13 protein-coding genes are annotated in these 14,297 nt (G+C 61.8%); 9 read left to right on the plus strand and 4 right to left on the minus strand.

The window, feature by feature from the left end; genetic code table 11:
- Positions 1 to 6 precede the first annotated feature (6 nt).
- On the minus strand, positions 7 to 969 hold the full coding sequence (locus tag CRO18_RS17930; RefSeq protein ID WP_097083147.1) for a YVTN family beta-propeller repeat protein: 963 nt from the start codon (positions 967 to 969) through the stop codon (positions 7 to 9).
- Positions 970 to 2,133, minus strand: a complete 1,164-nt coding sequence (locus CRO18_RS17935) for an ABC transporter substrate-binding protein (RefSeq protein WP_097083148.1) — start codon at positions 2,131 to 2,133, stop codon at positions 970 to 972. It abuts the gene before it with no gap.
- Positions 2,134 to 2,249: 116 nt separating this feature from the next.
- Between CRO18_RS17935 and CRO18_RS17940 the strand changes: the two genes are divergently transcribed.
- From CRO18_RS17940 to CRO18_RS17965, 6 genes are all read left to right on the plus strand, one after another.
- Positions 2,250 to 2,789, plus strand: coding sequence for a tetratricopeptide repeat protein (locus tag CRO18_RS17940; protein WP_097083149.1), 540 nt, complete (start codon positions 2,250 to 2,252; stop codon positions 2,787 to 2,789).
- A 106-nt stretch (positions 2,790 to 2,895) separates the two neighbouring features.
- The gene (locus tag CRO18_RS17945) at positions 2,896 to 3,294 is read left to right on the plus strand and encodes a cytochrome c family protein (protein WP_097083150.1); all 399 of its coding nucleotides are present in this window, start codon (positions 2,896 to 2,898) and stop codon (positions 3,292 to 3,294) included.
- Between the two features lie 127 nt (positions 3,295 to 3,421).
- Entirely contained in the window at positions 3,422 to 5,197 is a 1,776-nt protein-coding gene (locus CRO18_RS17950) for a PQQ-dependent methanol/ethanol family dehydrogenase (RefSeq protein WP_170952731.1), read from the plus strand.
- Positions 5,198 to 5,357: 160 nt separating this feature from the next.
- A complete protein-coding gene (locus CRO18_RS17955; protein WP_097083151.1) occupies positions 5,358 to 6,065 on the plus strand; it encodes a response regulator transcription factor in 708 nt (235 codons plus the stop codon).
- Positions 6,066 to 6,100: 35 nt separating this feature from the next.
- Positions 6,101 to 7,258: an FIST N-terminal domain-containing protein gene (locus tag CRO18_RS17960; protein WP_097083152.1), complete on the plus strand. Its 1,158-nt coding sequence runs from the start codon at positions 6,101 to 6,103 to the stop codon at positions 7,256 to 7,258.
- Positions 7,251 to 9,500, plus strand: a complete 2,250-nt coding sequence (locus CRO18_RS17965) for a PAS-domain containing protein (RefSeq protein WP_097083153.1) — start codon at positions 7,251 to 7,253, stop codon at positions 9,498 to 9,500. Before CRO18_RS17960 ends, CRO18_RS17965 begins: the two co-directional genes overlap by 8 nt.
- A 45-nt stretch (positions 9,501 to 9,545) precedes the next feature.
- Here CRO18_RS17965 and CRO18_RS17970 read toward each other — a convergent pair whose 3' ends face one another.
- The gene (locus CRO18_RS17970) at positions 9,546 to 11,798 is read right to left on the minus strand and encodes a molybdopterin-dependent oxidoreductase (protein WP_097083154.1); all 2,253 of its coding nucleotides are present in this window, start codon (positions 11,796 to 11,798) and stop codon (positions 9,546 to 9,548) included.
- A 118-nt stretch (positions 11,799 to 11,916) separates the two neighbouring features.
- Entirely contained in the window at positions 11,917 to 12,162 is a 246-nt protein-coding gene (locus tag CRO18_RS17975) for a hypothetical protein (RefSeq protein WP_097083155.1), read from the minus strand.
- A 137-nt stretch (positions 12,163 to 12,299) separates the two neighbouring features.
- Between CRO18_RS17975 and CRO18_RS18705 the strand changes: the two genes are divergently transcribed.
- The 3 genes from CRO18_RS18705 to tnpC form a co-directional block, all read left to right on the plus strand.
- A complete protein-coding gene (locus CRO18_RS18705; protein WP_143128684.1) occupies positions 12,300 to 12,674 on the plus strand; it encodes a transposase in 375 nt (124 codons plus the stop codon).
- A complete protein-coding gene (gene tnpB, locus CRO18_RS18710; RefSeq protein WP_212710197.1) occupies positions 12,671 to 13,024 on the plus strand; it encodes an IS66 family insertion sequence element accessory protein TnpB in 354 nt (117 codons plus the stop codon). The genes CRO18_RS18705 and tnpB overlap by 4 nt, the downstream gene beginning before the upstream one ends.
- A 79-nt stretch (positions 13,025 to 13,103) precedes the next feature.
- On the plus strand, positions 13,104 to 14,297 hold a 1,194-nt coding region (tnpC, locus tag CRO18_RS17985; protein WP_097083156.1), incomplete at its 3' end, for an IS66 family transposase.

The following is a 14,297-nucleotide window of genomic DNA, read 5'->3' on the forward strand; positions in this document are numbered from 1 at the left end:
CTCTCCTTAGTTCGCAGTCGGGCGGGCCGCCGCGCCCCAGGGGAAGCGGCCCACTTTGATCGTGGCAATGGGGGCGAGCGTGGCGATATCTATCGCCGTCACATCGCCCGAAACACCATTGGTGGTGAAAAGAAGGGTCTCATCAGGCGATAGCGCCATATGCCAGACGCGGCGGCCAACAAGGATGTACTCTTCCACATCAAAGCTTGCTGCATCGACCACGGCGAGATGGTTCGCAGGCCCCAGCGCCACAAAAACCTTGGTGTGATCGGGCGAAAAATGCATCCCCACGGGTTGCAGCTTTTCGGGCCGGATACCGGGGATTTCAAAGGCGATCTTGCCCTTTTCCATCTGCGTGGCGGTATCAAAGATCGTCACCGTGCCGCCAATTTCCGAACTCACCCAAAGCTCGCCCCCGTCGGGGGAAAACTCCGCATGGCGCGGGCGCGCATCCACCAACGTGTTGGCGGTAATTTCGTGGGTCGCTGTGTCGATCCAATGCGCCATATTGGTGGTTTCTGAGGTGGTGACCTGAACCTTGCCATCGGGGGAAATGCCCATCCCCTCTGGCTCAATGCCCACATCAATTTGGGCCACCACCTTGCGGCTTTGCGTATCGACCACCGTGGTCACGGCATCGTTTTCATTGGCGATGTACAAAAGCCGATCATCCGGCGCGATCACGAATTGCTCTGGGTCTTCGCCCGAGGGAAGATCGTGCAAAATCTCGCCCGTATCCGGGTCCATCACCTGCACCGCGTCGCTATCTGAGGCACAGATATAAAGGCGTTTGAAATCGCGCGAAAAGGTCACCCCGCGCGGGCGCTCGCCGGTAGGATAAGTGTGGGTGACTTCCAGCGTTTCCACATCAATCACGCTCACCGTATCATCGGCCTCATTCGTCACCCAAATTTCATCGGCCAAGGCCGGAGAGGCAAGGAGCGTGGTCAGCAAAAGGGCGCGCAGCATTTAGCCTCCAAAGGCATTGCAAAGGGTTTCGGGGCGGTCGGGGCCGAGCGTGTCAAGTTCGTTATGCGCGTGCAAAAAGCCTTCAAGCGGCGCGAGCGCGATCACCGCGCGTTCGGTCACCAGCGGGATCGGTTGGCGCATCTGCCCATCCCACGGCCGAAACGACAGCGGACGGCCCAAAAACCCCGCGATCCGCGCTTTTTCTGAGGTCAGATAGGCGCGCAGGGCTTCCGGCGTGGCCGATCCCGCGCGGGTGCGGGCATCGGAAATCGCCGCCACAGCCACCCAAGCGGCATAATCTTCGGCGCGCATTTCGCGGCCAGTGGCGGCGCGGAAGCGGTCTTGCAATTGCGCGGCACCGTTTTGTTCCACCACGCCCGACCAGCCGCGCGGTACCAACCCTTCCGAGCCCGCGATGGGCCGAGGAAGCCATGTGTTAAAGGGCAAATAGCGGGCAAAATCGCCACGTTCATCGGCCACAAGCAAAATGTCATGTTTGGGCAGGTCTTGGGTGAAAAGCGGCACCTCCGCCGCGCCAGAGCGGCGCATATCGGCGGTAAGCGGCCAGTCTTTTTCCCCACTCAGGGAAAGGCCAAATTTTGTGAGGCTCGCTTTCAGCGCCTCGACATAGGCCGCATCTTCTGGCTGGGGGCCAGTGATCAGCGCCAAATCCGTCCAGCGTTTGGCGACCAAAAGCTGCACCAAAGCATCGGTGCGCATCGCGACCGAGGGCAAGGTGTGCAGCACATTCGCCCGGCAATCCGCGCCGCGCAAACGCGTTTCATCGGCACCAGTGTTGAGGATCAGCGCGCCTTGCGCTTGCGGCAGATCGGCCAAGGCTAGCAAATCCTTTGCCGGGGCGCGGGTGATCAAGATTTGCGCGCCATCGGCAAGCGCGGCTTTTGCAGCTTCCAGAAAATCCGCCTCGGGCGGCACGACGGTTTCTTGTAACGCCCAGTCGATGCCCAGAAATTTGCCTGTTTTGGCAATGTCTTTCAGGCTCAGCCGCGCCCCGGCAAGACCAAGGTCGTCTGGGTCGCCTTGCAGGTTTGACAGCACTGGCGGCGGCACAACTTGCCGCTCGATCCAATCGAGCCGCAGGGCCTCGGCCTGCGCCGAAGCGCAAGCCAGCCCCAAAGCCGCCGCTGTTGCCAGAAGTTTCATGTCTCTCTCCCTTCGCGCAGTCCATCCGCCCCCGTGCGCGGGCGCAATACGACCAAGGTCTAGGGAAGCGGCACTGGGCGCCGTGCTAGCCTGCCAAAAGCAACAAGGAGGAAACCATGAAGGCACTTTTTCACACCGGCCTTGGGCTTCTTTGCGCGCTCACCCCCGCTTTGGCTGAGGAGGCGGGCGGAGAGTTGAACCCGCCGGAGATGAGCCTTGAGCGGGTGCTGCGCGACACCGAGCGCGGCGAAGCGTCGATGATGAACTGTGCCTCGGGCTATTTCCTCACCAAATCGGGCGATCATAGCGGTGCGCGCGAAGTGTTTGGCCTTTGTGCCGAAAAGGGTTGGACCGGGGCGATGACATGGATGAGCGCCCTTGAAGATAACGGTCTTGGTGCGCCCGAAGACCCGGCGAAGGCGGCCGATTGGGACCGCCGCGCGGCAGAGGCGGGCGACCCGATTGGCCAATTCAACCACGGGCTGGATTTGCTGCGCGGGCGTGGCGGCCCGCGCGATATTGCGGCGGGCCGGGCGATGGTTGACAGTGCTGCGCAGGCTGGGCTCGCGCAGGCACAGCAATTGCGCGACGCGGACTATGATTGGCGCGCGGTGACCCCCGATGCCGATGAAGCGCGCTACTTGCCACAGGGCTAAGCCCCCCGATCTGCGACCAAAGTCTTATGGCGGTCTTGATACGGATCAACCGAGGCTGCAGGGCGCGGATCTATTCTGCACCTGCGCCGAAGATAGGAGACGGACCATGAAAAGAAGCTTCATCCTAGCCGCCGTGCTGGCCCCACTGCTGACCACGGGGCTTGCCGAAACGGCGCAGGCCGACCCGACGGAGCGCATCAAAGTAGATGCCGGGCGTCAGTTCTTTGATGCCAATTGCCACCGCTGCCACTCGGTCGATGCCGATAAAGCGAGCTATGGCCCGCTGTTGGAGGGCGTGGTCGGGCGCCGCGCAGGCACCTTCCCGGGCTATCCCTATTCCAAAGCCCTGCAAGGCGCGGGCTTTGTCTGGACGCCGGGCGCGCTTCGGGCCTGGATGGAAGCCAATGATGAGCTGCTGCCTGGTACGAAAATGCGCCATGTCGGGATCACTGACCCGACGGTGCAAGATTTCATCGTCACCTATCTGGCCAGCTTGCAACCCTAAGCATCGCATCGGGCGGGTCGTAAGACCAATGGACAATACCCGCCCGTTTGCCCCTGCCCGATACTCCCCCAATGCCTGATCTACCCCCTTCCCGAGAGGTGGACAGGACGACAGGGAGGACTACGCGATGAACCGTTTCGTTCTGGCCACGGTGCTGGCCATTTCCTGCATGGGGGCAGTGGGAGGCGCCCAAGCAGAGGTTACCGAGCAGGATCTGCGCGCCGATCAGCAAACCGTGGGCGATGTGCTCACCAATGGCATGGGGCGCGATCTGCAACGCTTCAGCCCGCTGACCACGCTCAACCGCGACAATGTGGAAAATCTCGTTCCGGCTTGGGCCTTTAGCCTCGGCGGCGAGAAGCAGCGCGGCCAAGAAAGCCAGCCGATTGTCTATGACGGGGTGATGTATATCACCGGCTCTTATTCGCGCCTTTACGCGATTGATATCCATACCGGCAAAGAGCTTTGGCAATATGATGCGCGCCTGCCCGAAGGCATTTTGCCCTGCTGTGACGTGATCAACCGTGGTGCGGCGATCTATGGCGACAATGTCTATTTCGGCACGCTCGATGCGCGGATCGTGGCGCTGGATCGCAAAACCGGCGACGTGGTCTGGAACAAGAAAATCGCGAGCTACAAGGAAGGCTATAGCTACACCGCCGCGCCGCTCATCGTGAATGGGCTGGTGATCACCGGCAATTCGGGCGGTGAATTCGGCATTGTGGGTGAAGTGCAAGCGCGCGATGCGGCCACCGGCGAACTCGTTTGGACCCGCCCGGTCATCGAGGGCCACATTGGCACGCTCAACGGCGAGCCTTCCACCATGACCGGCACGCTCAATGCGACTTGGCCGGGGGATATGTGGAAAACCGGCGGCGGGGCCACGTGGCTCGGTGGCGCTTATGATGCCGATACCGATACGCTGGTCTTTGGCGCGGGCAACCCGGCGCCGTGGAACAGCCATTTGCGCAACGCGGGCACCCCGGTTGAAGGCAACACCGGCGACAACCTCTATGCCGCCTCGCGTCTGGGCATTGATCCGGCGACGGGGGAGATCAAGTGGCACTTCCAAACCACCCCGCGCGAAGGCTGGGATTTTGACGGCGTGAACGAGGTGGTGGGCTTTGTCGATCGCGACGGTAACAAGCGCTACGCCACCGCCGACCGCAACGGCTTTTTCTACATCCTCAACCGCGAAGACGGCAAATTCGTCGCCGCCTATCCTTTTGTGAAAGACATCACTTGGGCGAGCGGCATCGATGAAAACGGCCGCCCGATCTATAATGAAAACAACCGCCCCGGTGCCCCGGATGCGGCAGCCGAAGGCGGCAAGGGTCAGCAAGTCTTTGCGGTGCCAAGCTTCCTTGGCGGCAAAAACTGGATGCCGATGGCCTATAGCCAGCAAACCGGCCTTTTCTATGTGCCCTCGAACGAATGGGGCATGGATATCTGGAACGAGCCGATTTCCTACAAAAAGGGCGCGGCCTATCTGGGGGCGGGCTTCACGATCAAACCGCTCTTTGAAGACCATATTGGCTCGCTCAAGGCGATCGACCCGAACACGGGCGAGGTGAAATGGGAATATCAAAACCCGGCCCCGCTGTGGGGTGGCGTGATGAGCACGGCGGGTGGGCTGGTCTTTACCGGCAACCCGGAAGGCGAGTTCATGGCCTTTGATTCCGAAACCGGCGAAAAGCTCTGGTCGTTCCAAACTGGCTCCGGCATCGTTGGCCAGCCGATCACTTGGGAACAAGATGGCGAGCAATATGTCTCGGTCATCTCCGGCTGGGGCGGTGCGGTGCCGCTTTGGGGCGGCGAGGTTGCCAAGCGCGTGAACTACCTCAACCAAGGCGGCACGGTCTGGACTTTCCGTCTGCCCAAACAGCTGGCCAGCGTGAACTGAGCCACACCACTCACGGAACTTTGCGCGCCCGGGGCAACCCGGGCGTCTTTTCGTTTTTCTTGCCTGAACTGCCTCCGAATGCGACCATTGGACAATGTGGGGCAACCGCGCGGCTTGCTAGGTTTGGGTACGAGGATTGGAAGAGTTTACAGGATCGCCGATGACCATGGCCCCCCAAGATGTGCGCCACATAGAATTTCGCTCGGCGTTGATTGTCGACGATCATCCGCTGTTTTGCGATGCGCTGGCGATGACGCTGCAAACCGTGGCGGGGATTGAAGCGATTGCGAATGCCGATTGCCTTGAAAGTGCTTTGGCGCAGGTGGAAGCGGAGGACGCCTCCGCCGATGTGATTGTGCTCGACCTCAACCTGCCCGATGTGAACGGGCTGGATGGCCTCACCCGGCTGCGTCAAGCCGCCCCTGATCTGCCGATTGTGGTCGTCTCGTCAATTGATGACCCCAGGGTGATCCGCGCCGCCATTTCCGCAGGCGCGGCGGGGTTTGTGCCCAAACATTCGCGTCGGGAACTGTTTCGCGCGGCCTTTGCCGCGATTGCGCGGGGCGAGGTTTTCGTTCCCGAACAAACCGGCGACAGCCTTGCCACGGGCGATGGAATGACCGCGCAAGATGATGCGATCCGACGGCTGAGCCTGTTGACCCGGCAGCAGGCCAATATTTTGGACCAGATCTGCGCGGGCAAGATGAACAAGCAAATCGCCTATGATCTGTCGATTGCGGAAACCACGGTGAAGGCCCATGTCACCGCGATCATGCGCAAGCTGGGCGTTTATTCGCGCACGCAAGCGGTGTTGCTTGCGCGCGAAGCCAGCACGTCCCCCTTGCCCGAAGCATGGCGCAAGCCCTAACCTAAGGTTCCACCGCGCATCAGGGAGGAGCTGCGATGGACCCCAAGACCCCCGCGCCCGATCTGGGCCCGGTGCATGCCTCTGTGCCTGCACATCTGCCAGACCCGCTTGCAGCGCTGGCCGAAGCGCTTGGCCCCGGCCCATTTGCGCAGGTGTTTTTGTTTGCAAGCCCAGAGGCCGATCTGCGCCATTTCGTGGCCCGCGCGCAGGCGGTGTTTGCCCCCGCGCGCACCTGTGGTTGCACCACCTCGGGCGAGATCACGGCGCAGGGCTATGACACCGGGCAGATTGTGGCCTTTGCCCTGCCTGCTGCGAGTTTTGAGGTTGAGCAGGTGGTGATCGAGCATTTGGAGGCGCTTGATCCCCGGCTGTTGATCGCGGATTTGCTGCGCGCTCGCCAAGCTTTGGGGCGCCGCGCTCCGGAATGGACCCAAGAAGTGGCTGTGTTGCTGATTGACGGTCTTTCGGGGCAGGAAGATGCGCTTCTTGGGGCGCTGTCTGGTGGGTTGGGCGCGGTGCCGGTCGTGGGCGGCTCTGCGGGCGATGCCGCCAAGTTTGAACGCGCGCAGGTTTTTGCGCGCGGGGCGCAGCGCGAGAATGCGGCGGTGCTGACCTTGATCCGTTCAGCCCATGAATTGCGGCCATTTTGTTTTGCGCATCAAACGCCGACCACACGCCGGATGGTGGTGACGCGCGCAGATCCGGCAAAGCGGCTCGTCGCACGGATCAATGATGAGCCGGCCGCACAAGAATATGCGCGCATGCTGGGCCTCGATCTTGAGCAACTCACCCCCTACACCTTCGCGGCCCATCCGGTGCTGGTGCGGGCGGGCGGGCGGCATCATGTGCGCTCAATCCAGCAAGTCGCGCCCGATGGCGGGTTGATGTTCTTTGCCGCGATTGACGAAGGGCTGGTGCTGACGCTTGCGCGCCCCGGCGATATGGTCGCGCATCTGCGCGGTGCGCTGGAGGATCTTTCCCGCCCGCAAGCCCCACGCGCGATTTTGGCGTTTGATTGCTTCTTTCGCCGTCTTGAGGCGGAAGGGCGCCAGTTGGGGCGCGCGCTTTCTGAAATTATGGCGGCGCATCAGGTCTGCGGATTTTCTACCTATGGCGAGCAGGTGGGCGCGATGCATGTGAACCAAACGATGACCGGCCTTGCTTTCTTTGCCCCGGAGGCCGCGCATGAATGACCCTTGCAGCCCCCCGGTTGGCCTGAACGCCGCGCGCGCGCTTTTGGACCGCAATGATCCGCCCGAGCGGCAGACCGAGAAGCTTTTGACGATTGTCGAGGCGCTCATCCGCCGCGCTGAGGAAACCACCGAAGATCGCGGCGCCGCTTGGGCGCAATTTCAGCGCGCGGCCATGTTGGAAGATCAGGTCCGCGACCGCACCCGCGACTTGGAGCGTGCGCTTGATCTGCTCAATGCCTCGAACGCTCGTCTAGCCAAGGCGCATCGCGAAACAGAGGCCGCGCGGCAAAACCTCGCCTCTGCGATTGAAACCATTCAGGAAGGCTTTGCGCTTTTTGACGCGAACGACGTGATGGTGCTGTGCAATTCACGGTTCAACGCGCTCTTGCCCGATATTCGCGCGCAAATGCAGCCGGGGCTAAGTTTCACGCAGTATATCGACTGCGCGGCAGGGTCGGCGCATTTGGGGATGCCACCGGGCATGAACCGCGCGGATTGGCGGCGGATGCGGCTCGCGCGTCACCAGCAGCACCATTTCATTTTGACCCAGCAGATGGGCGAAGACCGCTGGGTGCAGGTGTCTGAGCACCGCACTCACGAGGGTGGCACGGTGATCTTGCAAACCGAGGTCACGGACCTTGTGCGCCGCGAACGCGCCGCGCGCGGCCAGTTGCGCGATGATCAAGCCGCCGTGCTGCGCCCCACGCTTGAGCACCTTAAAATCGGCGTGTGCCAGTTTGACCTGCGGCTGCATCTTTTGGTTTGGAACGACCGACTTGTGGAGTTTTTGAAACTGACGCCCGGCGCGGTTTGGCCGGGGATGCATTTTGACGAGATCCTGACCCTCTTAAGCGGTCGTTTCACCTTCCCCGGCGGACAAAGCGTGCGGCAATTGTCCGATTGGGTGCGCCGCGCCCAGCGCCCAGAGACCTTCCAGATGGAGGTCACGCGCGAGGGCAGCCAAGTCTATGAAATCTTTGCCAAGGAACTCCCCGACGGTGGGTTTGTGCTGTCGCTGGAAGACATTACCCAGATGCGGACGACCTTGGCCGAACTCAGCCGCGCCAATGAAACGCTGGAAGCGCGGGTGACAGAGCGGACATGGGAATTGGAAGACGCGCTGGCGAGTGCCGAACGCGCCAATGCCTCACGCGCGCGGTTTGTGGCGGCGGCAAGCCATGACCTTCTGCAACCGCTTTCGGCGGCGAAACTCTATCTTGCTTCGCTTGGCGATGATGCGCTGACGGAGGCGGCAGGGCGCACGCTTGATAAGGCGCAAAACGCGCTGATGTCGGTCGAGGGGATTTTGGGTGCGCTTTTGGATATTTCCCGGCTGGAATCTGGCCGCGCGGCGATTGAGCCTGCGCCCTTGGCGCTGGGCCCCGTGTTTCGGCAATTGGCCGATGAATTTGCCCCCGCCGCCGCGCTCAAGGGGCTTCGGCTGCGCATTCGTCCAACCGAGGCGATGGTGATCTCGGATCGGGCCTATCTGCGGCGTATCTTGCAAAACCTGATCTCCAATGCGCTGCGCTATACCGAAACGGGCAGCGTTCTGGTGGCGGCACGCAAGCGTGGTGGGCAATGGCGTGTCGAGGTGCGCGATTCCGGTCTGGGCATCGCAGAGGCCGAGCAAGAACTGATCTTTCGCGAGTTTCATCGTGTGGATGCTCATGCCTCAGCTTCTGAGGGGATGGGGCTTGGCCTTGCCATTGTGGACCGGGCCGCCGCTTTGCTTGGCCATCCACTTTCACTACAAAGCGCACCTGGGCGCGGTTCCACCTTTGCGCTTGATTTTGCCGTAGCGTGCAAACAGCCAAGCCAAGAACCCGAAGCGGATGCGGCGATGGGGCGAGACCCAGAGGCGGGCGATGTTTTGGTGTTGCTGGTGGAAAATGACCCGGAACTTTCGCGCGCTATGGTGCAGTTGCTCGAAAAATGGGGTGCAAGCGTGCTGGATGTCAGCAGTGGTGAAGAGGCGTTGGATTTGATCGCCTCGACCGGGGTGGAGCCGGATCGGCTGTTGATTGATTACCAATTGGGGAGCGGAATTGACGGGTTGGAATGCCTTCAAAAGCTGCAAGATATGCTGGGCCAAGTGCCCGCGCGGCTTGTAACCGCAGATCGCAGCGAGGAAATGCGGGCACGCGCCAAGGCGCTGGGCGTGAGGGTGCTGCAAAAGCCAACCCCCACCGATGCGCTGGAAGAGTTTTTGTTCGGCGCCGTTCCTGCGCGAAAGGCTTGAGGCCTTGCGTGGATTTCCGCCGCCAAGAATTGGCGTGAATGAAGGCTAGTCGCGCAGGTGCGCAACCTCCACCAAGGCGCTATGCGCGGCGCAGCCTTGGCCAAGGCGGGAGGTGCCCCGATCCTGTGTCAGCACATTGGGGTTGCCGTTTGGATCAATCTCTTCCCTCGGGCCCCCCATCCACGCGCCAGTCGGCAGCGCCACCACACCTTGCAAGATCGCATCAGACACCTGTGCGCGGGCGCGGCAGGCCCCGCGCGCGTTGAACACGCGCAAAAGATCGCCGGTGTTCAGTCCGCGTGCTTTTGCGTCTTCGGGGTGGATCAGCAGCGGGGCAGGGCGCGCGCCTGCCGCATCGGCCAAGGCGCATTCAAGCTGGCTATGCAGCTTGTCGCCGGGTTGGGGCGAGACAAGATGCAAGGGCGCGGCCTTGGTGGCGGTGCCCAGCCATTCTGTGGGCGGCAGCCAGACCGGATGGCCGGGGCAATCTGCATAGCCAAAGCCTTCGATCGTGGCGGAGAAAATCTCAATCCGGCCCGAAGGTGTGGGGAGCGGGTGGTTTGCCGGATCTGCGCGGAAGGGCGCGAAAAGCGTTTGGTTTGGGCCCTCCACCTCAATCGGCAAACGCACCCAGTTGCGCGCCTTGAGGTCGTCAAGTGTTGGCACCGCGACGCCCTTTTCCAAAGCCGCTGTGCGATAGTCTGCATAAAGCGCTTCGGTCCAGTCTGCGGCACTGCGCTCCTCGCTAAAGGTCGTGCCCGCGCCGAGCCGTTCCGCCAAGCCGCAAAAGATCGCGTAATCATCGCGCGCTTCGCCCACCGGCGGGATCAGTTGCGGCATATGAAAGAGATAGTCATCAAGGTTGGTGCGGCCGATATCTTCGCGCTCATAGGGCGTTGTCGCCGGAAATACGATATCGGCGCGCTGGGCTGTGGCGGTCCACCACGGCTCATTCACAATCACCGTTTCGGGCTTTTGCCACGCGTCATGCAGGGCATTCAGATCTTGGTGGTGGTGATAGGGGTTGCCGCCCGCCCAATAGATCAGCCGAATATCGGGGTAGCGCATTTGGTGCCCATTGAAATCATAGGTCGCACCGGGGCTGCGCAGCATGTCACCGATCCGCGCGACCGGGATGAAGGTGGAGACCGGGTTGGTCAGTTGCGGCAATGTCATGCCTGAAAGCCCCAAGAGCGATTTGCCGACCCCGCCAATCGCCCCATAGCCATAGCCCACACCACCACCGGACAGGCCGATTTGGCCGAGCATCGCCGCCAAAACAGCAGACATCCAATAGGGCTGTTCGCCATGTTCGGCGCGCTGCAAAGACCATGCGACGGTGATCAGCGTGCGGGTTGTGGCCATGCGCCGGGCGAGCGCGCGAATATCATCTGCCGCCACCCCACACAAAGGCGCGGCCCAATCGGGCGTTTTCGGCACCCCATCGCTTTCGCCCATCAGATAGGGGCGGAACTGATCGTAACCCACACAATGGCTTTGCAAAAACGCCTGATCGGCCAGCCCCTCGCTTTCGAGCACATAAGCAAGTGCCAGCATCAGCGCGGTGTCAGAGCCGGGGCGCACCGGCATCCAATCGCAACCCGCAGGCGCATCGCCACGCTGCGGGCCAATGTTGAGGCAATGCATCCCTTTTTCGGCAAAGCGGTCAAACCAGCTCAGCGTTTCATGCCGGGTGATGCCGCCCATGCTGACTTGGGCGTTTTTCGCGTTGATCCCGCCAAACATCACCAAGGTTTCGGTATGTTCTAGGATGGTTTGCCAACTGTCTTGATGCTCATAAAGCAGCGATAGGAGATTGACGCCAAAGATATGCGGCATGATCGCTTGCGCGCAGCCGGTGGAATAGCTGCCAAAAGAGGCAACATAGCCGCCGATGCTATTGAGAAAGCGGTGAATTTGGCTTTGCGCATGGTGAAAGCGCCCGGCCGAGCCCCAACCGTAAGAGCCGCCAAAGATCGCCTCATTGCCATGTGTTTTGAGAATGCGATCAATCTCTTGCGCCGCGATGTCAAGCGCCTCATCCCACGGCAGTTCGACAAATGGGTCACTGCCGCGCCCTTCGTGCCGCCGCCCCTTAAGCCAGCCGCGCCGAATGGAGGGGCGCGCGACGCGGGACCGGTGATGCACGGCGGCGGGGATCGCTTTGGCAATGGCTGAAGGGGCGGGGTCTTCGACAAAGGGGCGGGTGGCGATGATCCGGTCCGCTTCGACATCCACTTCAAAGGCGCCCCAATGGCTTGTGGTTACCTTTGTGTGCCGCTTTGACTGATCTGCCATTTGCCCGTCTCTTCATGTCTTCCGGCGTCAATCTACCCGGTTTCGCGCAACCAAGGGAAGCGCGGTATGAGGCCGAGACGATGGATTGACGCGCAGACGGGTGGCTTGGCCGCGCGGGTCAGTTGCGCTCTGTCACATCTTTCAAATGGCGCCGCAACAGGTCAACCATGCGGCGCGAACTGAGCCCGTCTTGTTGTTTGAAGGCGACCAGAAGGCGCTCTGTTTCGTCAAGACCTTCTATATTTTCCAATGTTTTAAGGGTGTCTTGGAAGGCTTGGCTGCGGCAGGGCGATGCCATGCCCCCTAGGCGTATCTGCGCTTTGCGCGCAACAATACGTGCCACAGAAATGCGGCGTCTATACATACTAAACCTCTTGCTTGAGCCCGAATGGCGTAAGCGCTGTTCTGGCCCCACCTTCCCGCTGAATCCGTAAGCTGCGATGGGGCCCCGTGTGGAGATTTGCACGGGAGGTATCAGTGGGTGTCCATCGGGAGCGCAGTATGGAGCCCGTTGGGTTCGTGGAGCTTTTGGCGGCTCCGGGGGCCAAGCGGCGCTGGTCTGACGAGGCGAAAGGGCGGATCGTTGCCGAGACGCTGGTGCCGGGCGTCACCGTGAACGAAGTGGCGCGTCGGCATGGGGTGAGGGCCAACCATCTGTCGTCGTGGCGGACTTTGGCACGGCAGGGCAAACTGGTTGTGCCCGAGGTTTTGGGGGCGGAGTTTGCGGCGCCCGTGGCCTCGCAGATGGTCGTCGCGACAGTGACGGCGACGGCATCGATTGATCTGATGATCGGGCCGGTGACGGTGCGCTTGGATGCTGCCACACCTGCGGCCCGAGTTGCGGAACTGGTCATGGCGCTGCAGGCCCGCCCGTGATCATCCCGTCGAACCGGGTGCGGATCATGGTGGCGACCAAGCCCATAGACTTCCGCAAGGGCCATGACAGCTTGGCGGCGATGGTGAAGAACGAGTTGCGCAAAGATCCATTCACCGGGACGGTCTTCGTATTCCGGGCGAAAAAGGCGGATCGACTGAAGCTGCTCTACTGGGACGGCACGGGTCTGGTGATGGCCTACAAGCGGCTGGAAGAGCACAGCTTCACCTGGCCCGCCGTGAAGGATGGGCTGATGGTGATGAACCATGCGCAGTTCGAGGCGCTGTTCGCGGGGCTCGACTGGCGCCGCGTTCGGGCCATAGAGGCGAAGGCTCCCAAGGCGGTGGAATGACCGGTTTTGCCCTGTGGCAGGATGACTCGGTTGATGCTTTGGGCGGGCATCGGCAGGGCAGCCATGATAGACCTGCGCCATGCCGAAAACCGCTGATCTGCTTGAAGAAATTGCTGCGCTGAAGGCGATGTTGATCGCCGCAGACGCGCGCGATCAGCGCAAGGACGAGCGGATCGACCGGCTGGAGAAGCTGGTTGCAGCCTTCAAGCAGGCGGCCTTCGGGCGACGTTCGGAGAAGAGCGATCCGGATCAGTTCGAACTGGCGTTGGAAGACCTCGAAACGGCCATGGCAGTGGTCCATGCCGAGGAGCGCAGCGGATCACAAAACGATCCGGGGGATCGTTTTGCCGCAAGCGCCGAGGATTGCGCCGCCAAGCGCCCCGCCAAACCGCGTGCTGCCAACCGTGGTGCATTGCCCAAGCACCTGCCGCGCATCGAAGAGATCATCGAACCGGACAGCCTGATCTGCGCCTGCGGAGGCTGCCTGCATTGCATTGGTGAGGACGTCTCGGAGCGGCTCGACATTGTGCCCGCCCAGTTCCGCGTCATCGTCACACGCCGCCCGAAGTATGCCTGCCGCTCTTGCACCGATGGTGTCACGCAAGCCCCCGCACCAGCAAGGCTGATCCCGGGTGGCATGCCGACCGAAGCCACGGTTGCCCATGTGCTGGTCGGCAAGTATGCCGATCACCTGCCGCTTTATCGTCAGGCCCAGATCTACAGCCGTCAAGGCGTCGACCTCGACCGCTCCACCCTTGCGGATTGGGTCGGTCGCGCCGCCTTTGAGCTCCGACCCGTCTATGATGCGCTGATGGCCAATCTGAAGCGGTCAACGAAGCTCTTTATGGACGAGACCCGCGCCCCGGTCCTCGATCCGGGGCGGAGAAAAACGAAGACCGGATACTTCTGGGCCCTTGCCCGCGATGACCGGCCTTGGGGCGGCGCAGCACCTCCGGGCGTGGTCTTTACCTATGCCCCCGGTCGCGGCGGGCAGCATGCCGAGCGGATCTTGCAGGGTTTTAACGGCATTCTGCAAGTTGACGGCTATGCCGGATATAACCGCCTGATCGCTGCGGACCGGATCGATCCGGGCATCCAACTCGCGCATTGCTGGGCCCATGCGCGCCGCAAACTGATCGAGATCAGCCGCACCGGACCCGCGCCGATTGCCGAAGAATGTGTGACCCTCATCCGCGATCTCTACGCCATTGAGGCCGAGATCCGCGGCGGAGATCCCGCAACGCGATTGGCTGCCCGACAAGACCGCTCCGCC

It is taken from the genome of Rhodobacter sp. JA431, from assembly GCF_900217725.1.
In the GTDB taxonomy this organism is placed as follows: Bacteria; Pseudomonadota; Alphaproteobacteria; order Rhodobacterales; family Rhodobacteraceae; genus Rhodobacter; species Rhodobacter aestuarii.

What these genes read in the sequence shown, in the direction of transcription:
- CRO18_RS17935 (WP_097083148.1), bottom strand. Translation starts at nt 2,133, where the DNA reads ATGAAACTTCTGGCAACAGCGGCGGCTTTGGGGCTGGCTTGCGCTTCG.
- CRO18_RS17975 (WP_097083155.1), bottom strand. Translation starts at nt 12,162, where the DNA reads ATGTATAGACGCCGCATTTCTGTGGCACGTATTGTTGCGCGCAAAGCG.
- CRO18_RS17950 (WP_170952731.1), top strand. Translation starts at nt 3,422, where the DNA reads ATGAACCGTTTCGTTCTGGCCACGGTGCTGGCCATTTCCTGCATGGGG.
- CRO18_RS17940 (WP_097083149.1), top strand. Translation starts at nt 2,250, where the DNA reads ATGAAGGCACTTTTTCACACCGGCCTTGGGCTTCTTTGCGCGCTCACC.
- CRO18_RS17930 (WP_097083147.1), bottom strand. Translation starts at nt 969, where the DNA reads ATGCTGCGCGCCCTTTTGCTGACCACGCTCCTTGCCTCTCCGGCCTTG.
- CRO18_RS17965 (WP_097083153.1), top strand. Translation starts at nt 7,251, where the DNA reads ATGAATGACCCTTGCAGCCCCCCGGTTGGCCTGAACGCCGCGCGCGCG.
- CRO18_RS17955 (WP_097083151.1), top strand. Translation starts at nt 5,358, where the DNA reads ATGACCATGGCCCCCCAAGATGTGCGCCACATAGAATTTCGCTCGGCG.
- CRO18_RS17970 (WP_097083154.1), bottom strand. Translation starts at nt 11,798, where the DNA reads ATGGCAGATCAGTCAAAGCGGCACACAAAGGTAACCACAAGCCATTGG.
- CRO18_RS18705 (WP_143128684.1), top strand. Translation starts at nt 12,300, where the DNA reads ATGGAGCCCGTTGGGTTCGTGGAGCTTTTGGCGGCTCCGGGGGCCAAG.
- CRO18_RS17945 (WP_097083150.1), top strand. Translation starts at nt 2,896, where the DNA reads ATGAAAAGAAGCTTCATCCTAGCCGCCGTGCTGGCCCCACTGCTGACC.
- CRO18_RS17960 (WP_097083152.1), top strand. Translation starts at nt 6,101, where the DNA reads ATGGACCCCAAGACCCCCGCGCCCGATCTGGGCCCGGTGCATGCCTCT.